The organism is Hyphomonas chukchiensis (assembly GCF_000682695.1).
Classification (GTDB): domain Bacteria; phylum Pseudomonadota; class Alphaproteobacteria; order Caulobacterales; family Hyphomonadaceae; genus Hyphomonas; species Hyphomonas chukchiensis.
Window position 1 is genome coordinate 1 of the sequence record NZ_AWFG01000029.1, and the last position, 23,112, is coordinate 23,112.

18 protein-coding genes are annotated in these 23,112 nt (G+C 61.0%); 13 read left to right on the forward strand and 5 right to left on the reverse strand.

Features of this window, described 5'->3' with window-relative positions:
* Positions 1-460: 460 nt before the first annotated feature.
* Both HY30_RS10265 and HY30_RS10270 read left to right on the forward strand, forming a co-directional pair.
* Positions 461-3,229 carry a TonB-dependent receptor gene (locus tag HY30_RS10265; RefSeq protein WP_034739935.1) on the forward strand — a complete coding sequence of 923 codons (2,769 nt, stop codon included), beginning with the start codon at positions 461-463 and terminating at the stop codon, positions 3,227-3,229.
* A 148-nt stretch (positions 3,230-3,377) separates the two neighbouring features.
* Positions 3,378-5,855 carry a S9 family peptidase gene (locus tag HY30_RS10270; RefSeq protein ID WP_162176929.1) on the forward strand — a complete coding sequence of 826 codons (2,478 nt, stop codon included), beginning with the start codon at positions 3,378-3,380 and terminating at the stop codon, positions 5,853-5,855.
* 5 nt (positions 5,856-5,860) lie between these two features.
* Here the strand turns inward: HY30_RS10270 and HY30_RS19275 are convergent, their stop codons facing one another.
* The 4 genes from HY30_RS19275 to HY30_RS10290 form a co-directional block, all read right to left on the reverse strand.
* Positions 5,861-7,456, reverse strand: a complete 1,596-nt coding sequence (locus HY30_RS19275) for an asparagine synthase-related protein (protein ID WP_162176930.1) — start codon at positions 7,454-7,456, stop codon at positions 5,861-5,863.
* Positions 7,457-7,709: 253 nt separating this feature from the next.
* On the reverse strand, positions 7,710-8,534 hold the full coding sequence (locus HY30_RS19280; protein WP_051615298.1) for a lasso peptide biosynthesis B2 protein: 825 nt from the start codon (positions 8,532-8,534) through the stop codon (positions 7,710-7,712).
* Positions 8,535-8,583: 49 nt separating this feature from the next.
* Positions 8,584-8,715 (reverse strand): hypothetical protein, encoded by a 132-nt coding sequence (locus HY30_RS20580; RefSeq protein WP_277812972.1) that lies wholly within the window; start codon positions 8,713-8,715, stop codon positions 8,584-8,586.
* 201 nt (positions 8,716-8,916) lie between these two features.
* Positions 8,917-10,227, reverse strand: a complete 1,311-nt coding sequence (locus HY30_RS10290) for a tetratricopeptide repeat protein (RefSeq protein ID WP_206741453.1) — start codon at positions 10,225-10,227, stop codon at positions 8,917-8,919.
* 562 nt (positions 10,228-10,789) lie between these two features.
* On the opposite strand from HY30_RS10290, the gene HY30_RS19285 reads away from it, so the two are divergent.
* From HY30_RS19285 to HY30_RS10315, 5 genes are all read left to right on the forward strand, one after another.
* Complete coding sequence (locus tag HY30_RS19285; RefSeq protein ID WP_051615300.1) at positions 10,790-11,518, forward strand: helix-turn-helix transcriptional regulator; 729 nt, start codon at positions 10,790-10,792, stop codon at positions 11,516-11,518.
* 75 nt (positions 11,519-11,593) lie between these two features.
* Entirely contained in the window at positions 11,594-12,244 is a 651-nt protein-coding gene (locus HY30_RS19290; RefSeq protein ID WP_051615302.1) for an acyl-homoserine-lactone synthase, read from the forward strand.
* A complete protein-coding gene (locus HY30_RS19295; RefSeq protein WP_051615304.1) occupies positions 12,241-13,257 on the forward strand; it encodes a phytanoyl-CoA dioxygenase family protein in 1,017 nt (338 codons plus the stop codon). The genes HY30_RS19290 and HY30_RS19295 overlap by 4 nt, the downstream gene beginning before the upstream one ends.
* A 203-nt stretch (positions 13,258-13,460) precedes the next feature.
* A complete protein-coding gene (locus HY30_RS10310; RefSeq protein ID WP_162176932.1) occupies positions 13,461-13,853 on the forward strand; it encodes a helix-turn-helix domain-containing protein in 393 nt (130 codons plus the stop codon).
* Between the two features lie 372 nt (positions 13,854-14,225).
* Positions 14,226-15,251 (forward strand): aldo/keto reductase, encoded by a 1,026-nt coding sequence (locus tag HY30_RS10315; protein WP_051615307.1) that lies wholly within the window; start codon positions 14,226-14,228, stop codon positions 15,249-15,251.
* Between the two features lie 477 nt (positions 15,252-15,728).
* Here HY30_RS10315 and HY30_RS10320 read toward each other — a convergent pair whose 3' ends face one another.
* Positions 15,729-16,607 (reverse strand): LysR family transcriptional regulator, encoded by an 879-nt coding sequence (locus HY30_RS10320; protein ID WP_034739946.1) that lies wholly within the window; start codon positions 16,605-16,607, stop codon positions 15,729-15,731.
* Between the two features lie 107 nt (positions 16,608-16,714).
* On the opposite strand from HY30_RS10320, the gene HY30_RS10325 reads away from it, so the two are divergent.
* From HY30_RS10325 to HY30_RS10350, 6 genes are all read left to right on the forward strand, one after another.
* Positions 16,715-18,214, forward strand: coding sequence for a CoA-acylating methylmalonate-semialdehyde dehydrogenase (locus tag HY30_RS10325; RefSeq protein WP_034739969.1), 1,500 nt, complete (start codon positions 16,715-16,717; stop codon positions 18,212-18,214).
* 5 nt (positions 18,215-18,219) lie between these two features.
* Positions 18,220-18,996 carry an enoyl-CoA hydratase-related protein gene (locus HY30_RS10330; RefSeq protein ID WP_034739947.1) on the forward strand — a complete coding sequence of 259 codons (777 nt, stop codon included), beginning with the start codon at positions 18,220-18,222 and terminating at the stop codon, positions 18,994-18,996.
* Between the two features lie 118 nt (positions 18,997-19,114).
* Positions 19,115-20,254, forward strand: a complete 1,140-nt coding sequence (locus HY30_RS10335; RefSeq protein ID WP_034739949.1) for an acyl-CoA dehydrogenase family protein — start codon at positions 19,115-19,117, stop codon at positions 20,252-20,254.
* Positions 20,254-21,303 carry an enoyl-CoA hydratase/isomerase family protein gene (locus tag HY30_RS10340; RefSeq protein WP_051615309.1) on the forward strand — a complete coding sequence of 350 codons (1,050 nt, stop codon included), beginning with the start codon at positions 20,254-20,256 and terminating at the stop codon, positions 21,301-21,303. Before HY30_RS10335 ends, HY30_RS10340 begins: the two co-directional genes overlap by 1 nt.
* Before the next feature lie 4 nt (positions 21,304-21,307).
* Positions 21,308-22,213, forward strand: coding sequence for a 3-hydroxyisobutyrate dehydrogenase (gene mmsB / locus HY30_RS10345; RefSeq protein ID WP_034739951.1), 906 nt, complete (start codon positions 21,308-21,310; stop codon positions 22,211-22,213).
* A partial coding sequence (locus HY30_RS10350; RefSeq protein ID WP_034739954.1) for an NAD(P)/FAD-dependent oxidoreductase occupies positions 22,200-23,112 on the forward strand: 913 nt, incomplete at its 3' end. The genes mmsB and HY30_RS10350, both read left to right, overlap by 14 nt.

A 23,112-nucleotide genomic window follows, 5' to 3' on the forward strand; every position in this document is an offset into this window, starting at 1 on the left:
AGCGCGATCGGTGCGAGGGCGAATAGCATCCCCAGGGTTACCCAAAATCGCAGGGATTTTGCCCGCAAAGTGTCTCGAAAACGTGTGTGCATTTCAGAAAGTGTTCCGCTTATGGTTTGGATTCCGCCCCGACATGCATAGACAGTCAGGGTGTCCGCCATGTTAAGCATTTGAGTGGAATTTGAGCGTTCAGGGGCCGCGACGCGCGCGAGTCGCGAGATCGGCGTCAAGACGCTAATACGTGTCCGGATCACAAGCGCAGACATTCCGTCTCGCAGCGATCCCTCTGGCCCTCGCTTCCCCTGCCGTCGGCGCTGGACAGGCCGGCATGGTCAGGGCGGGCCGGAACGATTTGCCAGGCAGACAAAGACAGAACTGCCGCATTCTCTCACCCACTCGTTGAATGCCTTGAGCGTCCGGGGCGAACCCCTGACGCGGGTCAGGCAATCCGGAGGGGTCCATGTTCAACAAGGCAGTATTCAAAACGCGGCTGTTCAGCGCTGCAGCTTCAACCATCATCCTGTCCGCCGGCATGGGCGGCGTCCATGCCGAAACGCCCACACCCAGCGGTGAGGTCGCGTTCAGTATCGACGCACCCATGCTCGGCGACGCGCTGCGCGCGTTCGGCGCCCAGTCGGGCACGCCCATCCTGTTTTCCGAGGCGCTTGTGGCCGGGCGCGCCGCACCTCGCGTGAACGGGACCTTCGCGCCGACCGACGCGCTGGACCGGCTCCTTCAGGGCAGTGGGCTCGAAGCTGTCAAGGGACAGGGCGGAGCGGTTATCATCCGGAAGCGAACTGCCGTGCCTGAGGCGGCCGTTGCGCCCGCGCGTCTGGCGCGGGGGCAAGCGCCCGCCGAGATCCTGCCAGATACTAGCCGCGCCGAGGCTGAGCCGGGCACATTGCGGGTCGATACAGTCACTGTGACAGGTACAAGCCTGCGCGGCATTGCGCCGGAAAGCTCGCCGCTGCAGATCTACAGCCGGGAGGATATCCTTGGGTCAGGCGTAACAACGACAGAGCAATTCATCCGCACGCTGCCGCAGAATTTCGGGGGTGGGTCGACCGAGCTCGCGCCCTCCGGACTGCCTGGTGACAGTAATTCACAGTTCAACAATGTGTTCGGCTCGGGCGCCAATCTGCGCGGCCTTGGATCCGGCGGCACGCTGACCCTGCTCAATGGCAACCGGCTGGCGCCAACATCGGAGATTGGCGATTTTGTCGATCTCTCCATGATCCCGCTCTCCGCGCTGGAGCGGGTGGATGTCCTGACCGACGGGGCATCCTCGATCTATGGCGGCGACGCGGTCGCAGGCGTCATGAACTTCGTGCTGCGCGACGATTTCGAAGGTGCAGAAACGGCTGTTCGCTATGGCGCGGTGACGGAAGGGAGCCTAGAGGAATACCGGCTCAGCCAGACACTGGGCAAGGCCTGGCAGAGCGGTAACGTCATTGCCACTTACGAATACTTTGATCGGGGCAATCTCACCCTTTCGGACCGGCCGGACATTCCGGTTCCGACCCTGACCGATGGTGCGCCGATTGTCGATACAGGAGCGTTTGATCTCCTGCCGCAGCAGACGCGACAGAGCGGTCTCGTCTCGCTCACCCAGGAGGTCGGACCGAATCTCGGTATTTCGGTCTCGGGCCTCTACTCGAAGCGCGAAGCCGAGAGCCGCTCCGTCTATGCGAGCAATACGAGTTCCATTCTCGGATTTGATGCGACGTCCGAGCTCCAGTCGCTAAGTCTGGGTGCGGACTACACGCTATCGCCGCGCTGCGCCGTTACGTTCAATTCGACCTATAGCCGGATTCACAATACGGAATCAGCCCAGACGCTTGCGCCGGTGCCCTACGAGCCCAGTCGGAAAGTGACACGGTCGAAACTCTGGTCCGCGGACCTGCGCCTGAATGGCGATCTCTGGGACTTGCCTGGCGGAACCGTCAAGAGCGCCGTCGGGACGCATGTCCGGCGTGAAACCTTCATCAACGAACAGGTTGGTGAGGGCGCTGAACGCGATGGCGACCGGGATGTGACGGCGATCTATGGCGAGGTGCTCGTTCCACTTGTGGGGCCGCGCAATGCCAGGCCCGGCATTCAGCGCCTTGAAATCAACCTGTCGGGACGCCTTGATGACTATAGTGATTTCGGGACCAGTGTGAATCCGAAGATCGGGGCCTTGTGGTCGCCTGTCGAAGGACTGACAGGCCGCGCGACCTATAGTGAATCCTTTGCGCCGCCGCCGCTCGGGCGGACAGGCGACCTGAACCGGGTCGCCCTCGTCGTTCCCTATTCCTATATTCTCGACCTGCTGGGCGGCATCGCACCGCCTGATCCCTCCCTGGAGGGCGTGGATTACTTGCAGACCGCGGGGACGGTTGCCGATCTCGATCCGGAAACCTCCCGCACCTACACGGCCGGGATCGATTATGTCGCTCACCGTGGCAGGCATGACTGGTCTGTCAGGACGACCTATTATGACATCGCGTTCGAAGGACGACTTGGTGCGACACCGATCCCCCAGAACCTGCCCTCCGTGCTGGCCCCCAATGTCGCGTTCAATGACCCGGATGCGTTTCCCGAAGGCACGGTGATCTTCTTCCCCAGTCAGGAGGACCTGAACGCGCTGGTCGCCACGCTGAGCCAGCCGGTCATCTATCTCGACAGCGTGTCCAGTCTCGACAATGTCGCCATCATCAACAATGCCGATGTGGTCCGCAACCTGGCCTCGACCCGGACACGCGGCCTGGACATCCAGTTCGATTATGGGGTCGAGACGGCATGGGGCGACGTGCAGGCAGGCCTCAATGCGAACTATATCCTGGATTTCACACAGCAGGCCTCGCCGACAACGCCTGAGGTTGCGACGTTGAACACGTATCTGAACCCCGTAGACCTGCAAATGAGAGGTCATCTCGGCCTCTCGCGCGGCGGATTCACGGGCAACCTGTTCGTGAATTACACAGACAGTTACGAAACAGACGAGACCGATACGGCCGTCCCGATCAGTGCGTGGACAACGGTCGATCTCTCGCTCTCCTACAGGTTCGGGTTGCAACGCTCGCCCGGGCTCGACCAGACGACCCTGAGCCTGTCGGCCACGAACCTCCTGAACGAAGCACCACCCGTGACCCCTTCTGTCGGCTCGAGCCGGATCGCGGGATTTGATCCGGCCAATGCCTCACCGCTCGGACGGTTCATTGCGGTCGAGATCCGCAAGGCCTTCTAGCCCGTGCGCTGTCGCGCCGGGCAGGGGAGCGCCCCTGAGTCCGGCGGGACGGCACCTGTTCAATCGCTTCAGACAGGAGACAGAGCCTTTGCGCCTTGGCCTGATATTTGTTGTCTTGCTGGTTCTGCTCGGATCAGGGCCCGCGGCCGTGGCCGAGCACAAGGGGGTGTCCGTTGATGACATGATGAAGGTGGAAGGCCTCGGGTCGGCCTTGATCGATCCGGCGGGGCGCTGGCTGGTTTACGAGCGCCTGCGCCCCTATGACCAGATACCGGATTACAGCTTCCGCACCTATGCCTTTGGCAAGTCCGGCCACCAATTGTGGCGTTATGACCTGGCCCGAGGGGGCGAGCCGCACCCCTTGCCCGGTATCGATCCTGAGCCGCATGCCTGGCTCGGGGGCTTTTCGCCCTCGGGGCGCTTCCTGACCGTCATGCAATACCGTTTCGGGGACTTGTCCATCGCCGCTTATGACATGCAAGGCGAAGCAAGCGTAACGTTTGAACAGGCGCCGGCCTTCAGCCGTACCGGCGAGTATGGTCCCGTCTGGATATCCGGTACGGAGCTCGTGTTTGCGGCGCTTCCGGCGGGCCAGCAGCCCCTGGCAACGAGTGTGCGGGCCCTGACGGGAAAGCGTCTTAGCAGTGCCTGGCAAGCCGCCTGGACAAATTCCGGCCCGACCGCGGATGAGGTACGCACGGTTCCACGCGATGGTCCGGGCGGACCGGCGCCGGGACAGCTTGTCCGCGCGGATGCCATGTCGGGAAAGACCACGGTCCTGGCTGACGGGCTCTATGCAGATCTCCGTCTGTCGGCGGATGGCCGCATGCTTGCCGCGCTCGGCGTCTCGCAGCCTGACCCGGCAGACCCGGCTGCGCTGGTCGAGACTGACCGGCGCCATTACACATTGACCGTGTTTGACCTCACCAGCGGATTACCAAAACTATTGGCCCCGGGACTCGAGTTCATGCCCTATACGATCACCTGGGATCCGGGCGGGCACCGCCTGGCCGCCTTTGGATGGGAGCGGGGTGGTGATCCCCGCAGCGGCCGGTTCCATGTGGTTGACCTGTCGACGGGGCGGGTGACGCGATATGACCATGACGGCCTTGACCTCGTCTCCGAGCGGGAACGCGGCTGGCTGCAGCGCCCTGAACGGACAGTCTTCCTCGGCGACGATCTGGCGCTCTTTGCCAGGGAGATCCCGGAGAGCGAGGATCAGGCCCCACGCTTTACCTATCAGGACATAAGGCCGGACCATCTGCCGGCACCCGACTGGTATCGCCTGTCGGCCGATGGCCGTCACGCAAACCTCACCCGGGGATTGGCGGACGTATCCGGGGTGCCCGTCCATGCCGGCGAGGGCCATCTCACCGTGTGGGCGCAGGACGGCGTGTACCGGCTCGGCGAGACCGGCGCCCGCAGGCGTCTGAGCGCGGGCGTATCTGGCCGGTTCCGTTTTCTGGCGCCTGGAACCTTTACCGCGCGCCGCGGTGTCGCCCGTCCGGAATTTGCCGATGAAGCCATGTTCACGGTCAGGCAGGATGGCGGGAGCCAGATCGTCATGCTCGACCTGCGCAAGGGCGAGGAGGGCAAAAGCGTGTCCATAAGGGCGCCGGCGGCGGATGCCCTCCCGCTCGCAGGCTCTCTCATGGCAGGCAGTGTTGTCTTCGAGGCGGCAGACGGGCCTGTAACCCGGCTTCTTGCGGGCCGTACAGGCAGTCATGACCCGCCAGAAGAGATTACGCGTCTGAACAGCCATCTTGAAGGGGTGGATTTCGGTACCTGGAAGCGTGTCGCCTATGATGTCGCCGATCCTGAAGGTCTTTTGCCGCCGCAGCCACTCGAGTCCTGTCTCCTCCTGCCGCCGGGTACTGACAGTTCGGCGCCGCTTCCCCTGATCGTCGACGTCTACCCGGGGTCCGCCGGAATCTGTCCAGGCGCAGGTCAGAAAATAGCCTACCCGGACCCGCATTCACCCTATTTGTGGGCCGGCCAGGGGTATGCCTATGCGCGGGTTGCGACTCCGACCGGACTCATACGCACGCCCGAGGGGCCCATTGCGGGCCTGCCGGCGGTGATCGATGCGGGCGTGGAGGCCATCATCGGAACCGGCCTGGTGGATCCCGAACGCATTGCCCTTCACGGGTTCAGCCAGGGGGCCGTTTCGGCCCTCTTTGTGGCCGCCCATTCGAACCGGTACAAGGCGGTGATCGCCAAGAACGGGTGGGCAGACTTGTTCAGTCACTATTTTGGGGGATCAGGCGTCTATGCCTATTTCTACGGCGACTTCGGATCCTATCTTGGCTACGATTCTGTCGCGGGCAGTGATTTCGGCATCGGCCGTACGCCGTTCGAGGATCCGGACATGTATTATCGCAACAGCCCGGTCTTTCTCGCGCCGGACATCGACACACCTGTCCTGCTCATGCATTCGGACCTGGACAGTTTTGACATGGCCCAGTTCGACGAGATGTTTGGTGCGCTCCAGCGTGCCGGAAAGGACGCTCGCTATGTCCGGTATTGGGGGGAGGGGCATGGTCCGTCTTCGCCAGCCAATATCAGGGACATGTGGGCACGCATGGGCTCATTCCTTGCCGAACACGGCGTTGCGCCGGATGAGTAGCGGTTTCAACTGTCCGAAGATGGCTTGCCGATCATCGCGACCCAGGTCTGAAGCCAGGATTCAATGGCAAAATAGGCCAGCAGGAGGCTGCCGGAGTCCCGCATGCGATAATCGTCATGCCGGATGAAGACCTCGACATCAGAGCGCAGGATCATGCCTCTCCTTTGGAGCTCGCCGGACATCAGTGCATCGACAATCTGCTCGCGGTGCGCCGTAACCCGATCGGTAAAATAGCGCGACGCGTGACCCTTGTTCATGCGCAGGCGGATCTGTTCCGGGATGGCGCCCCGGAAGGCACGCCTTACCAGGCCGCGGCTTGTTCCCCCGTCGCTCAACAGATAGGCGGGCAGGCGCAGGCAGAGCTCGATGAGGGGCTGCGAGATGAGAGGATGCACGGTTTCGATGGGGCTTGGCGTGAAGAAGGGTTCGCGCATCTGGGTCATATGCATCAGGATGCTGACCTGGTCGAACTTGGCCGGTGGCAGCCCAAGTGGATCGCGCACCCAGTCGGGCAGGGCAGACGCAACGTCAAGCTGTGCCCGGGCGTGGTGATTGATAAGTGTCTGGCGTCCGTCGACAGCGTCTGCCATGGCGCTCACATGAGGCCGCCCCATGAGAAGCGGAAGCGTCTCGGCGAGCACGCGCCAGATCGATTTACCCGACAGATGCGCGCTCTGGAGCAGTGCGCCAGCCGTGCCGGCACTGAGCCCATGGTTGCGGACATGGTCTGCAAAACCGAGCGCGCTCCGCGAGACAAGGAACAGATGATCACCGCCCTGGCCGGTGAAAAGGGCGCCGCCGGGGTGATGGAACCTGCCCGGCAGGAGGGTGGTCAGGTCAGGCGACAGGAATTGCCGGTATGGACGCACGTTTGGTGGATGAGTGCCAAGTGTCTGAAGGCCAGCCTGGGGATCCAGATATATGTGGGCAAGGTCGCACGCCGCACTGTCACAGGCGATCCGGGCATAGCGGGATTCCGGCGCGTCGCCCGAGTTGAGCTGAAAATGGGCTGCTGACACGGGCGTCTCGCCCCTGCCAGCGGCTAGTGCGTGCAGAACGATGGTTGAATCGAGGCCTCCGGACAGGCTGACCACAATATCGGAATGACAATGCCTCCAGGCCCGGACAACGCGATCGGTCGTCGCTTTCAACTCCGCCGCAGCCGCCTCGGCAGGCGGTTCGTGGACATCCAGTGCGACCTTCCGGGGATCCCAGATACGGTCGACTGCCATCCCCTTACCGGAGACAAGCAGCCTCTGGCCACCCATGAGTTCGGACACTTCATGCAGGCCTGTCTGGCCGTTCTGGATCTTGTCATAGGCCAGAAGGGTTCGGATATGGTCCTCATTGATGGTGAACCCTGACATATCGAGAAAGCGGCAGCGTTCCAGGTGGGAGAAGACGAGAACCACGCCGTCGCGCATAGTATAATAGCAGGGTATTGAAGCGGTCGGATCGACTATCACGGCATGTGTCTCGCCGCAGGCCAGGAAGGCGACATAGTGACCCCAGTAATCCTTGACGAGCGCCTTGCCCTCCGATTGGCAGAGACGAATTACTTCATCGGCCGCGAACGCTGTTACAGGAGTCGGGGCGCTCACAGCGTCCGCGCGAAACAGCGTTCCAAATATTGCCCCCCCGGCGGACCCGTCATCCAGGTTCAGTCGGAGTGCGGAATGCGTGCGCCGGCCTGAACTGAGGTCATACAAGGCAAAACCAGGATGCCACGCGACGCGTTCGAAACCATCCGGCATGCGCGCGATGCGCTGATGCAGGCTCTGAGCGTACCTTGTGGCCCGGGCATCCTCCACATTCCAGATCATCGCGAAAAAGGATTGCATGATCGAAGGCCGCCTACACAATCATGATCGGCTTGTATTCAGCCGTGTTGTCTGCGTGATCATTGAGGATCAGGTCGCCATATTCGACCCAGCAGTGCGCGCCGAATGGAGAGAGGCGGACGCCGAAGACCCAGTCAGCTGATACGCCGGACAGCGACAGGAACCGGAGCAGGGCCAGACTGCGGAACCTGCAAGCATCGTGACGGGTCAGCATGTAGGGCGACAGGTTGTCAAATATCCGGGTCAGCAAGTGAACGCGTGCATCTGGAACAGGCCCTTGCTTCCGGGTCGTGCGCTTCCACCTACGCGCCCGGCTGAGGACGCGTGCGAATGATCCGGTGCGCTCCAGGAATCCGGCTGCCAGAACGGCATATGCAAACTGGACGCATTGTCCGGGCGAGGCGGAAGGAGGATCTGCGAGCATTGTATCCATGAGGCTGGACCGGGCCTGCTGCCGCTGCGTTCCTTCGAGGGGACCGCCTGTCGACACTGCCGGTATGAGCAGGCCCTTGGTCAGAAGATGGCGTACAAAACGCCGGGCATTGCGATCCAGGCGTGCCGGATCTTCGGCACTGCGGATCTCGCGAAACCAGGCGGCCTGATCAGGCGTGAGGCGGGAATACGTGTCAGCGCCGACATCGAGGAAGATGACCGCTGCGTCCAGCTCGCAATAGAACACGTTGGTGCCGAGAGAATAGGGGCTCGTCATGGCAAGGCTCGGTGATGGGGCGGGCGCGATTTCGAAGGTCTGCCGGCAACAGCCGTCACGACAGGCTTCGAACCGAAGGGAAACCGGAGCAGTCCTGGCGGGGAGGCCGTTCAGGATGCTCCGGTCCATGGGGAGGGTCAGCGCCTACTGGCTCCGGTTCCGGAGCCACGCATGCGGGCTAGTTCCGCGAATTCTGACCGAACAGTTCGATCAGGCCGTTTGGCTGGCCCTTGGTCTCTTCCGACACCGATCCCAATTCGATCGGCTCGAATGCATCATCGTCAAGATGGTCGTCTGTCTGCGTATTCATTACATTGACTCCTTTTGGTTTGAGGTCTGTCGCTGGCCTGGCGACACGTAGAAAATGCATCCTATCTAAGGTAGAGTCAATTTTAATATTATTAAAAAAGATATATAAAACAAATAGATATAAAGGCATTGTGGGCGCCGGTCGCAGTTCGCGCGGCGTGATCTACAATCCTTCTTTCACGGGTAGCCTGCTTCACTCAGATCATCCGCCCTCCTCGTTCTTTTCTGCGGAAAAGAAAGTCGTATCCCGGTCAGCGCAGGGCGGCAGCGCCATGCTGGTGCCAGGATCAGTCAGTTCAACGGGCACAGGTGATTGACGCAGGAGGGCGCGCGCCTTTGCCTCGTCGCCCGACACGCGGGATTTGTGCGCGCGCGACAGGGCATAATAGGCCCGCACATACGGATCGACCCTGAACAGCGCCGGGGAACTGAGCACCGAGGCAAACCCCGCATCCGTGGTCTGCCAGCCGGGCCCATAGGTCTCAGTGAGGTAGCGTTCCGGATCGTCGGGTATATGCCAGTTCCGACCCTGAAAATCAGCGGTCTTCACGCCAAAGGGCGTAAATCGCCATGCCACGTCTCCCGCGAGCCGGCCGAGCCCGCAGTGAAGGCCGCCATCACAAGGTTCATACACGAAAATATCAATGGCAATCCCTTGGAAAACAATCGCGAAATAACGGTCTCCAGGGCGGGCACGGCGCGAGAGCATCAGGGCGGGATGATCGCGGATGACCCGGGCGACATCCGGTGATCCAAACCCATTGGCAAGAATTCCGATATCCACATCCCGGTCATACGCCAGCGGTGCGCCTTCGCGGTGAAATCCGAGCAGTGTGCCGGCTGCAAGAAAGTATGAAATGCCTGCGCTGTTGAGGATTTTGCCGATCCCTGACAAGGCACCAACCGCCGCATCGGGACTGAAACGGGGCTGCGGGCGTGGGGCCGGTACGTCAGGGCATCCCATTGAAAGCGCCCGCTGCTTGTAGCGTAGCGCCTCGCGGAAGTCTCCCAGCTCATAATAGGCGCGCGCCAGACTCTCCTGAGCTGTCGCGGCGTCCTTAAACCGCGGGACACTGCTTGTGATGAAGGCGATCGCCTCCCGGCCGCGATGGGCATCAAGCAGGACGTTCGCGCAGTCGGCGTGGCGGCGCGGTTCGCCCTCGCCAGTGCTGCAGAGGCGCAGGAGTGAGTCAGCGGCGCCCTGGACGGCCTGGACGCGTTCGGCCTCATGCGGTGTAATGTCGGCGATCGATCCCCAGGTTCGCCAGGCATCGGGGTGACGGGACACGACGGCGCGAAAGGCGGCGAGCGCTGCCGTCCGGTCCTGGAGCGCATGCAGTGCGAGACCCCGCCCGTGTTGCGCCTGCCAGTCCTGTGGCGTGATGGAAAGGAGTTGATCAAAACACGCAAGTGCCGGGGCCGGATGGCTGGCGCGAAGCCAGGCGACAGCGAGGGCTTGCAATATGGGCTTATGGCCTGGCCGGAGGCGATCCGCTTCCTGCAGGCGGGACACTGCGATGTCCGCGTGTCCGGCCGAGAGGCATCCCCGGCCAGCCCGCAGGCAGCCTTGCCAGGTTACAGGCGCGGTCCTGTCGCCTGATGCGGATATGGTACGGGCGGGGCTCACGGGATACGCTTGCGACTGAGCGTGGCATGCGACGCAATCCGCCCATCGCAACTGGCGCCTATCAGGGCAGACACGGTACACCGATGACGGCGCCTGAGAGGACCAGGTGAACTCATTCTCATCTGATGGACGCGTGCAGGAAACACTGAATGCCCTCGTGCGAATGCTTGCCTGAGTAAATGCGTTATGGAGACCGCTGCCGGTCCCGGAATCTGACTGAGCGCAACTGGCAGGGGCTTTGAGACAGCCGCCTTGCGGACCCCATCCATGGCTTCACGGGCCCAATCGGCGGGCCGAAACAGTCATGAGCGCTGTTGAATTTGGGAAAGTTAAACCATAAGTAGGAATTATATGCAACATAAGGATGCATCGAACTGGTCTCAGCACGTCATTCACATACCGGTCGCGAGGATCAGGCAATGAGGTATTTTGAAGCGGGACAGGTTCCATGCGTGACTATGACGGGTCTGCGGTTCTCCATGCCATCCGGCTGATCCTGGCAACCGGGACCAGCGCCGAGACGATCACGGTCCTTGCCGGGTTTATCGAGTCGTATGGGTTCGAGAAGATATTCCTTGGCCAGCTCGTGAACCCGCTGAATGTTCCGCTCAAGGACATCCTCTATATCTCGAACTGGCCGGACGAGCTGAAAGCCGCGAGACGCAGCCGGGCAGCCATCCTTCACGATCCGATCGCCATCTGCGCCATACGGTCGAAACGCCCCTTCACCTGGGCCGAAGCGCGAGAACATGCCACGCGCGCCGGGCGGCGGATCGTCGACATGGTGCATGATTTTGGCCTGACCCATGGCATTATGTTTCCCATGCATGCCCTCGACAGCGTGTCCGGTGGCGTGTCGCTCGGCGGTGGCATCAAGCCTGACCTGTCGCCTGTCCAGGTAGCAGAACTGGAGATCGTCTGCCAGACAGCCTATTACCACCTGGAAGTCATGCTGGGCCCCTTTCCCTATCAGAAGATTGCCGAATTCACCGCCCGGGAGGCAGAATGCGTCCAGTTCGCAGCGGCGGGCAAATCCAACTGGGAAATCGCGCAAATTTTGGGGATACAGGAGGACACGGTCAAGAAGACGCTACGCCGGGCGAGTGACAAGCTGAACGCGGTGAACCGAGCCCATCTGGTCGCGAGCGCTATTGCGCGCCACCAGATATTTCCCTGACAAGTCCCCGAAAGGGGACATTACCAGATGCTGTTTCCCGGACATGCTGGCTGTGCCCATGGAGGAGCGGAGCGTATGTTCAAGATTGTTACACCCGATACCCGCAGCGAGAATTCGGACCTGCTCGATGCCATGCACCAGATGCGCTATCGCATCGTGGTTGGCGAATGGGGCTGGGATATTCCGGGCATCGCGGCGGGATATGACAAGGACCAGTTTGATACCGAGGACACCGTCTATGTTATCGCCCGGACTGCATCCGGGGAGGTTGTCGGCACCTCCCGGCTCAATCCGACAGTGCGGCCGCACATGCTGAGCGAGCTGTTTGCCGATTATTGCAACCTGCAGCCCTATCCTGTCGGAAAGGATGTCTGGGAATGTTCCCGGTTCGTGACCGACAGGTCTCTCATGACTGATCCGGTCGACGATTTCCGTGTCCGTTGCCGCCTTGGCCTGGGGCTGACCGCCTATTGCCTGGACAACCAGATTTCACGCCTCAGCTGGCTCACGCACCAGAAATTCTTCAACCTCGTCCAGAAGGTCTGGGATACCGAACCCCTCGGCCTGCCACGACGCGAAGGGGACGACTGGGCCTGGATACCCGCCGTCTCGCGCATGGACGAGGCAACCTTCGATCGCCAGCTTGACCGCTATCGCAATGCCGAAGCAATCGTCGCGCAGTATATGGGATCAAAGCAGGCCTCTGCCCGGAGTAAGGTCGCATGAGCCGTCCGGATGCCCATTCACAGACGGCAGCCCGGCACGAGGCCTTCCTGCGCGACGGTGTCGTCTGCCTCAGAAACGTACTCACGCCGGCAGAGATCGTCAGTCTTCGCGAGGCGGTCGCGCGCCAGATGAGCGGCCTGCGCACCTCGCCGACCGGCTATGATTTTGAATCGCTCGCGCGCCAGGTCTGGGCCCGGGATATGACGGTCGATACAGGCGCGGCCGAACGTTTCGACATGAGGCGAATGAAAGAACTTGTCCGGTCCGACACGGATGCCCGTCCGCTTCAGGAGGAGGATACTTCTGACCAGGAAGGCCTCTTCTTCTATGACGTTGCGGCCTGGAAGCATGATCAGGGCGTACGGGAAGTGGCCTTCGATTCGGCGCTGCCGCAGATTGCCAGTGAATTGCTGAATGCGCGCTACCTGAATTTCTGGGAGGACACGACCTTCGTGAAGGCGCCGCACACGCGTCAGAAGACGGCCTTTCATCAGGACCTTGCCTATTTCCAGATCGAGGGCGACCAGTGCGTGATCGTCTGGATACCTCTTGATCCCGCCAGTCTCGATAATGGCGTCATGCAGTATGTTCGCGGGTCCCACCTCTCGGGGCAGACATTTGCGCCAAACGTATTTGTTTCGCAAACCCCTCTTGCGTCTTCGCCGGAGATCCGCTGTCCGGATATCGAATCTGCACCGGAGCGCTATGATATTATCTCCTTCGATGTGGAGCCGGGCGATGTCATCATCCATGACGTCAGGACCGTCCACGGCGCCGGGGGCAACCGGTCGGATACCTGGCGGCGCGCGATGTCATTTCGCTATTGCGGGGACCGCATTCGCTATCTCGACCGGCCAGGCGCGATCCGGCAGGTGGGTGTCGCGCATGACCTGCAGGACGGGGACCGCCTGTTCAGTGCAGATTATCCGATTGTCTGGCCAAAGCCCTGGCCGGGCTTTCGCCTTGCCGAGTGCTTCGAGGCCCAGCACCTGAACGCAGGGAAGCGTGGCTGAGTTGCGCCGGCTTCGCCGTCTGCGCCTTGCCGGCTTTCTGGATCCCGGCAGGCGCTGTGGCAGCGTTTGCTGGCCGCTGCAGCTCCTGCACGAACCCCTGATTGTCCCTCTCTTGGAGGATCCGCGAGCCTCTCGACCTCTATCCGCGTTCGATCTATCCTGCAGAAAAGCAATAATGAGGTCCAAAGGATCGGGGGGAGTGATTGAAAAAGCCAAGGCCAAAGGAAAATGCGGCGCGATCGGTAACCGATGTTGACCGCCAGGTGGGCAAGAATGTGCGGAACTTGCGAGTGTCCCACGGCATGACGCTCGTGGATCTCAGCAAGGAACTCGGCATAAGCCATCAGCAGCTTCAGAAATACGAGACGGGCAGCAACCGGCTGAGTGCCGGCATCCTTGTTGAGGTCTCCCGTGTGCTGGGAGCCTCCCTCGCTGAACTCTTTGACAATACCCCAAGCTATGGCGCGGGACCAAGGACGAAGACGGACCCGTTACGGGCCAGGTGTCACCAGTTCATTGATCGCGCACCCTCGCGACAAAAGCTCGTCATGATGGCAAAGCTCCTCAAGGTCATTCATGATGGCTCCCTGGAATGAGGAAGGCCAATGCCGCAAGCCGGACTAGCAAAAATCTTTTTCGGTTACGTGCCGGTATCTCAATCACGCCTTTCGTCTCTGGCTCCCTGATCCCGGGTTTTATGGACGTCTGTTGATAGGCAAGCCCACTTGGACATCTACTGCCAGCAGTCCTGAGGGCAGTCAGGCAAAAGCGAGATGATTAGACGTGCTTGCCGGACGAATGTCGGCTATCAAGGGGTCTGAAACCATCGTTTTACCGGATATGGCTCACTATCAGCCAGCTGGCAGGCAGTCGATGAGAGATTGGAATAAAATCAACCGCGCCTGACGCGCGGAGTGCTTGCATCGAGTGTAGCACGAGACCGTGGAAGATGAATTCAGGAGGCGATATTGGAATATGTACGTATGGGTACGACTGGGGTGCAGGTGTCGAGACTGTGCCTCGGTTGCATGAGTTTTGGTAACCGGACAGGGTTTACGGCAGATTGGGGATTGGACAAGGCCGACAGTCTGGCAATTCTGCGAAAAGCTGTAGAAGCCGGTATCAATTTTTTTGACACGGCCAATATGTATGCGCGCGGGGAGAGCGAAGAGTTTCTCGGTTGGGGGCTCAGTGAACTGAAGGTGCCTCGTGATGAAGCTGTTATTGCCACCAAAGTGTTCGGCGCGATGGGAGAGGGGCCTAATAGCAGTGGTTTGTCGCGCAAGCATATCATGCAGTCCATCGATGCCAGTCTGACCCGGCTCGGGCTCGACTATATCGATCTCTACCAAATCCACCGGTTCGATTACGAGACGCCGATCGAAGAGACGATCGAGGCACTCCACGATGTCGTCAAGGCCGGCAAGGCGCGCTACATCGGAGCCAGTTCCATGTATGCCTATCAGTTCTCGAAATACCTGCACCGCGCTGACCACCTGGGTCTCACGCGTTTTGCCATGATGCAGAACCATTATAACCTGCTCTATCGCGAGGAGGAGCGGGAGATGAATCCCCTTTGTGCCGAGGAAGGTGTCGGCCTGATGCCCTGGAGCCCGCTTGCAGGCGGATTCCTGGCTGGCAGCCGAGAGGCGGGAACCGCACGCGCAAAGTGGGCGCAGAAAACACGGGAAAGATATAACAGGCCAGAAGATCAGGCGGTTATCGATGTGCTACAGGATGTGGCGAGCGCTCGCGGCGAAAGCCCCGTTCAGGTCGCCATTGCATGGCTCCTTTCCAAACCGGCGGTAACCGCCCCAATTGTCGGGGCGACCAAGCTCGCGCACTTGGACGATCCGCTGAAAGCCATTGGCAGCAAGCTTGGTGTCGACGAAATCAGGAAACTCGAAGCGCCCTATCGCGCGCAGGACATCGTGGGCGCATTGGCTCCTGGAGAATTTGCGGCACAGCGCGGACCAGAATCCAGTAAGGCGTGACAGTTAGAAGCCGGTATTTTGTGACGATCCTGGATCGCAGTTAACAGGCGTGCCTGAGTCCATGAAATTGGGGAAGCTTCAGGTGAGCCTGGTAAGCGCAATGTGCGCCGCGGACCGCTGTACTCAAGGGCAGAGCTTGAACACGGGATCTTTCCGCCATGCCTGAAAAAATTCAGGCATGCAGTGGGATAGACAATCGGGCAGCGGCAATAGCCAGTCGGATTCCGCGTGGATCATGCCAAAGGTCAGACTTGCGTCTGCGGCAGAAGGCGATCCATGAACATGGGTGCTGCCCCTTGCCCATGCAGGCGAAAGAGCTCGACGCGTCTGGAGTGTTCAGGGCGACGAAACAATCAGGTCGCAAACGGGCGACGCCATTCTTCCCCGGTTTTGACGAAGCCAGTTGCGCCAGCAGGCGCGTAGCCTTCCAAAGGCGGTCCACCATTTACGTGGGTATATAAGCCACAGCTGTGATCTTCATAATTCAGCAGCGTTCAGGCGAACAAGTTCCGTCAGATAATCTGAAAGTATCTTGATACGCGCAAAGGGCGCGACATCTTCATGTATGGACAGCCAGAACGAGCGCTTCACTTCGATGGCGTCCGGAAGAACGGGTATGAGTTCGGCATGCTTGCCTGCAATGAACTTCGGCAGGATGCACAGCCCGGCTCCCGCGCGCGTCATTTCCGTTTGCGCCAAGATGCTCGGGCTTGAAAGTGAGGCGTGCAGGCCGGGCAGGACTTCGTCAAAGTAACGAAGCTGCGGCGAATAGATCAGGTCATCCACATAGCCGATCAGGCGGTGGTTTGCGAGTTCTTCGGCTTTTCTGACCGGACCCTGACGTTCGAGATAGCCGGCACTCGCATAAAGGCACAGCGTATAGTCGGTGAGCTTCTTCACCTTCAGCCGCCCGGCTTTGGGACGCGTGAGAAGGATGGACATGTCGGCCTCACGCCTCGAGACACTGACGAAACCTGAAAGCGCGATCAGATCCAGTTCGATCCCAGGCCAGGTTTCGGCAAAGTCTGCAAGAGCAGGCGCTATGACAGCACTGCCAAGGCCTTCGGTCACGCCAAGGCGGATTTTTCCCGAGACCGTCTGTTCCATCTCACTGGCGTTTCGGATCCTGAAGGAGAGCGCCTCCATTGCCTCGGCGTGCTGGGCGAGGGCTTCGCCTTCATGGGTCAGAATATGACCACGCCGGGTTCGCTCGAACAGGGTTTGTCCGAGATCAGTCTCCAGCCTTCTGAGACGACGGCTGAGCGTGGTGGCATCCTGGTGAAGGTTCGCGGCTGCTTGTTCGAGCTTCGGTTGCCGGCTGACGGCGAGAAAGAGTTTGAGGTCGTCCCAGTTCATTTAATTAACCTGCAAAAACGCAGATATAAGCTGCGATATTGTCCCTGTAACATCCCTATCGCAGACAATAAACTCCCCGCATAAACATAATCCAGGGAGATATGGCCATGCGCGAAGTCCATCATTTCATCAATGGCAAGCAGGTTACCGGCACATCCGGCCGGTTTGGCGACATCTACAACCCGAACACGGGCGAGGTTCAGGGGCGGGTGCAGCTCGCGACAGAGGCCGAACTCGACGCGGCCGTGCAAAGCGCGCAGGCCGCCTTCTTCGGCTGGTCCACGACCAATCCCCAGCGTCGCGCCCGTGTCATGTTCGAATTCAAGCGCCTGCTCGAAGCCAACATCAATGAACTCGCCGAGCTGCTCTCCTCCGAACACGGCAAGGTCGTTGCGGACTCCAAGGGCGACGTTCAGCGCGGTATCGATGTGGTCGAGTTCGCCTGCGGCATCCCGCACCTGCAGAAAGGCGAATATACCGAGGGCGCAGGCCCCGGCATCGACGTCTATTCCATGCGCCAGCCGCTCGGCGTGGTCGCCGGCATCACGCCGTTCAACTTCCCCGCCATGATCCCGTGCTGGATGTCGGCTGTGGCGATTGCCTGCGGGAACACGTTCATCCTGAAGCCGTCCGAGAAGGACCCGTCGGTGCCGTTGCGCCTCGCCGAACTGTTCATGGAAGCTGGCGCGCCAGCCGGCGTGCTGAACTGCGTGCATGGCGACAAGGTCTCGGTCGATGCCATCCTCACTCATCCGGACGTGAAGGCCGTCAGCTTCGTCGGCTCGTCCGACATCGCCCAATACGTCTATAGTCTCGGCACCAGCCATGGAAAACGCGTCCAGGCCATGGGCGGGGCCAAGAACCACGGCATCATCATGCCCGACTGCAACATGGAACAGGCCGTCAAGGACATCGTCGGCGCCGCCTATGGCTCGGCCGGCGAACGCTGCATGGCGCTGCCGGTGGCTGTCACCGTCGGCAAGAAGACAGGCGACGAGTTTGTCGAACGCATGCTGGAGGCCGCCCGCGGCCTGAAGGTCGGCATCTCGACCGATACCGAAGCCCATTACGGCCCGGTCGTCTCCGCCGCCCACAAGGCCAAGGTGGAATCCTATATCCAGATGGGCGTCGACGAAGGCGCCGACCTGCTGATGGACGGACGCGGCCACACGCTGCAGGGCCACGAGAACGGCTTCTTCGTCGGGCCGAGCTTGTTCGACAATGTGAAACCGCACATGCAGTCCTACAAGGAAGAGATCTTCGGTCCCGTGCTCCAGGTCGTGCGGGCCGGGACACTGGAAGAGGCTGCCGGGCTCGCGTCCGACCACCAGTATGGCAATGGTTGCGCCATCTTCACGTCAAACGGCCGCGCCGCGCGCGAGTTCGCCGCGCAGGTCAATGTGGGGATGGTCGGCGTGAACGTGCCGATCCCGGTGCCGGTCTCCTACCATACGTTCGGCGGCTGGAAGCGCTCGGCCTTTGGCGATACCAACCAGCACGGGCCTGAAGGCGTCCGCTTCTGGACCAAGATCAAGACCGTCACCCAGCGCTGGCCCGAAGGTGACGAGATCGGCGACCAGGCCTTCATCATTCCAACAATGGGCTAAGCATCATGGCTAGTTTCAACACGATCACGTTCGAGCACAAAGACCGCGTCGCCCTTGTCACGCTGAACCGGCCCGAGAGCCTCAACGCACTCAATGCCGAGACCATGGCCGAGATCGCCGCCCTGTTCGCAGAGCTCGACCGGCATCCGGAAGTCGCCGTCACCGTCCTCACGGGCGAGGGCCGGGCTTTTGCGGCTGGCGCCGATATCAAGGAAATGGGACCACAGACATTCTCTGACGTCTACCTCACCGACATGTTCGCCGGCTGGGACGGCTTTGCCGCCTCCCGCAAGCCGATCATCGCCGCGGTCAACGGCTTCGCCCTCGGCGGCGGCTGCGAACTCGCCATGATGTGCGACCTCATCATCGCCTCGGACAAGGCCAAGTTCGGCCAGCCCGAGATCAAGCTCGGCGTCACACCCGGCATGGGCGGCTCGATCCGCCTCACCAAGGCCGTCGGCAAGGCCAAGGCCATGGATATGGTCCTGACCGGCCGCATGATCGACGCCGCTGAAGCAGATCGCATCGGCCTCGTCTCCCGCGTCGTGCCGCATGACACGCTGATGGAGGAAGCCATGAAAGCCGCCAGCGAGATCGCCTCATACTCACTGCCCTCGCTGATGGCCGCCAAGGAGATGGTTGGCCGCGCCCTCGAACTGCCCACGACAGAAGGTGTCCGGTTCGAACGCCGCCTGTTCCAGGGCCTGTTCGGCACCAAGGACCAGAAAGAAGGCATGGAAGCCTTCACCGAGAAACGCGCACCGAAGTTCATCGATGCATGATCTCACAAGATTACCCCTGTAACTCTCCTCCAATTGTACAGGGCTACCTGGGGCGCTCACCTATGTCACACAAGTCTTTCGGCGAGCGCCCCCTTTTACTCCTAGAGCCATCACTCTCATGACACTAAGCGACGAGCAGATCATGATCGCCGAAATGGCGGCGAATTTTTCGCGTGATCGACTCCGTCCGAATGCAGCGCGATGGGATCGAGACAAGACGCTTGACCGAGCCATTCTTGGCGAACTCGGCGCACTTGGCTTCGCCGGCATCTATACGCAGGAGCAATATGGCGGATCCGGGCTTGGCCGTCTCGATGCCGTACTGATATTCGAACAGTTATCGAAAGGCTGCGTCAGTCATGCGGCCTTCCTCTCGATCCACAACATGGCGACCTGGATGGTGGACCGGTTCGGGGACGATGCCTTACGCGCGCGGTTCGTGCCGAAACTCGCATCGGCAGACCTGATCGCTTCCTATTGCCTGACGGAACCGGGCGCCGGGTCGGATGCCGCGAGTTTGAGAACGGTCGCGCGCCTTGACGGCGATGCCTACGTGCTCAATGGCGCAAAAGTCTTCATCTCCGGTGGCGGCTTTTCAGACGTCTATCTGGTCATGGCGAGAACGTCCGATGACGGCGCACGTGGCATCTCGGCGTTTCTCGTGGAGAATGGCACGCCCGGTCTTTCATTCGGAAAGAATGAGGAGAAGATGGGCTGGCGCGCCCAACCAACGGCGATGGTCAATTTTGACGATTGCCGCATCCCGGACGCAAACCGCATCGGCCCGGAAGGCAAGGGCTTCAAGTATGCAATGGCCGGCCTGGACGGCGGCCGGCTCAACATTGCGGCCTGTTCTCTCGGCGGCGCGCAGGATGCCCTCGACCGGGCGCTAGGATACGCACAGGATCGCCAGCAGTTCGGGCAGGCGATCGCGGCTTTCCAGGCGACACAGTTCAAGCTCGCCGACATGGAAACCGAACTCCAGGCAGGCCGCGCACTGCTCCATGAAGCGGCGAGCCGGCTCGACGCTAAAACCGGTGACGCGACAAAGTTCTGCGCCATGGCGAAGCGGTTCGTGACCGACACGTGTTTCATGGTGGCCAATGACGCCCTTCAGATTCACGGCGGCTATGGATACCTCGCTGAGTATGAGGTCGAGCGCATCGTCCGTGATCTCCGCGTGCACCAGATACTCGAAGGTACCAATGAGATCATGCGGGTGATTATTTCGCGCGATCTGCTGAAGGGAGCCAGGTGATGGCCATCGAGGACGCAGAAGTATGCGTGTGGCGAGAAGGAAAAGCAGGCCGCCTGACCCTTAACCGTCCTGCTGCACTACATGCCCTCAATACTAACATGTGCCTCTTGATGACAAAGGCACTGATCGCGTGGGCGGATGATCCAGCGGTAGATATGATATTGCTCGATCATGCCGAAAATACACGAGGGTTTTGCGCAGGCGGTGATGTCCGAATGCTTGCGGAGAGCGGCAAGTCCGACGGTAAGCAGGCGCGTGAATTCTTCGCTGCAGAGTATCGCCTCAACGCACTCATCCAGTCTTACCAGAAGCCGTTCATTTCGATACTCGATGGTGTCACGATGGGAGGCGGCGTCGGGATTTCTGTTCATGGTTCACACCGGGTCGCGACCGAGAATACTGTGTTCGCCATGCCTGAGGCATCAATCGGTCTGTTTCCGGATGTCGGCGGCTCCTGGTTCCTGCCGCGCCTTGAGGGTGAACTAGGGACATGGCTAGCGCTGACCGGAGCGCGCCTCAAATCCCGGGATGCCCTGGCAGCGGGGATTGCCACGCACTTCGCGGATGCCGGCCAGGTCGCAAAGCTGAAGGATGCATTGTGCAAAGAAGGCCTGCCTGCGTTGCAGGCTCTCGAAACCAGGGCCGACGGCAGTTTCTCACCCTATCTGCAGAGGCTGAACGCCTGTTTCAACCTGGGCACCGTCGAGGCAATCTGCACGGCGCTTGAGCGCGCCGGCGATGACTGGTCCGACACACAGCTCGAACGGATCAAGGCCGGTTCGCCCACAAGCCTGAAAGTCGCGCTTGCTCAAGTGCGTCGGGGCAGGGACATGCAGTCGTTTCCCGATGTCATGCGGATGGAATACCGTGTCGGGTCTCGTGTGGTGATGAGCCCAGATTTTCAGGAAGGTGTGCGGGCGACGTTGATCGACAAGTCCGGTCATCCAAAGTGGCGGCCGGAAGCGCTCGAAGCTGTCGAACCCAAAGACATCGACCTTATTTTTTCGCCTTTGCCCGGCAAGGAACTTCAAATGGTCTGGGAGGACTGATTTCATGATACGCATCGCTTTCATCGGCCTCGGCAACATGGGCGCCGGCATGTGCGCCAATCTCGCAAAAGCAGGCCATCAGGTCCGTGCCTTCGACCTCAACACGCACGCCATCGCAAAAGCCGAAGCATCGGGCGCGAAGGGCGCCGCCAGCGTCGCTGAAGCCGTCAGCGATGCGGAAGTCGTCGTCTCCATGCTCCCTGCGGGCAAGCACGTCCTCAGCGTCTATTTCGGCCCCGATGGCGTGGCCGCGCATGCCCCCAAAGGCACGCTCTTTCTCGACTGCTCCACCATCGCCGTGGAAGACGCGCGCGAAGCCGCCCGGCAGGCCGATGCAGCGGGTTTCTCCATGGTCGATGCCCCGGTCTCAGGCGGCACGGCAGGCGCCGAGGCCGGCACGCTGACCTTCATGTGCGGCGGCCCGGACGAAGGTTTCGCCCGCGCCAGGCAGCTACTCGAAAAAATGGGCAAGAACATCTTCCATGCCGGCGGTAGTGGCAACGGGCAGGCCGCCAAGATTGCCAACAATATGCTGCTCGGCATTTCCATGATCGGCACGGCGGAAGCCTTCAACCTCGCCGAAAAGCTAGGCCTCGATGCGCAGACTTTCTTCGACATCTCCTCCACCGCCTCCGGCCAGTGCTGGTCGATGACTTCCTACTGCCCTGCGCCGGGTCCCGTCCCGACATCTCCGGCCAACCGCGACTATCAGCCCGGCTTTGCTGTTGCGATGATGCTGAAGGACCTCCACCTCGCCGCCGAAGCCGCCAAGGCGTCAGGCGCCGACATTCGCCTCGGCGAAATGGCCGAGGCGATCTACGCGAAACTGGACGCGAAAGGCTTTGGGAGCATGGACTTCTCCGGCGTCTTCAAGGACTTGACGGGAGAGCTCGGTCGTGGAGCCAATTGAAAGCATCGTCGTCATCGGCGGCGGCCAGGCTGGCGCTCAGGCGCTGCAGTCCCTGCGCCAGGGCGGCTATACCGGCGCGCTCACCCTTGTCGCTGACGAACCGGCCCTGCCTTACCAGCGTCCACCGCTCTCAAAGGCCTACATGAAGGGCGAAATGACCGAGGACCGGCTCTATTTCAAGCCGGCTGCCTGGTACCAGGACCAGAATATCGAGGTCATTCTCTCCACACGCGCCACAGGCATCGACCGGGCCAATTGCAAGGTCGAACTCGCCCATGGCGGCCACCTCGACTATGACGCCCTCATCATCGCGACGGGTTCCCGCCCGCGCGCCCTGCCGACAAAAGGCGCGACTCTGGCCGGCGTCCATGACCTGCGCGACCTGACCGACGTTGAGCGTATACGCCCCAACATGATTGCCGGCCGAAAGATGGTCATCATAGGTGCAGGTTATATCGGTCTCGAAGCCGCTGCTGTCGCGCGCCAGATGGGGCTCGATGTCACCGTTCTGGAAATGGCGCCCCGCGTGCTGGCCCGCGTTACCAGCCCGGTCATGAGCGAATTCTTCGAAACCGAACATCGCGCCCAGGGCGTCACCATCCTTACCGGCGCGCGTCTCGACCATCTGGATGGCGAAGGCGGCAAGGTCTCGGCTGCCATACTGGCAGACGGCACACGTCTCGACGCTGATATCGTCCTCGTCGGCATCGGCATCTTGCCAAATGAGGAACTCGCCAAGGACGCCGGCATCGCCTGCAACAATGGCATCCTCGTCGATCGCGACGCCCGCACATCCGACCCACGCGTCTTTGCTGCGGGTGACTGCGCCAGTCGTCCCCTCGTGCATTTCGGCTCGGGCCGTCTCGAAAGCGTCCACAACGCCATCGAGCAGGGCAAGC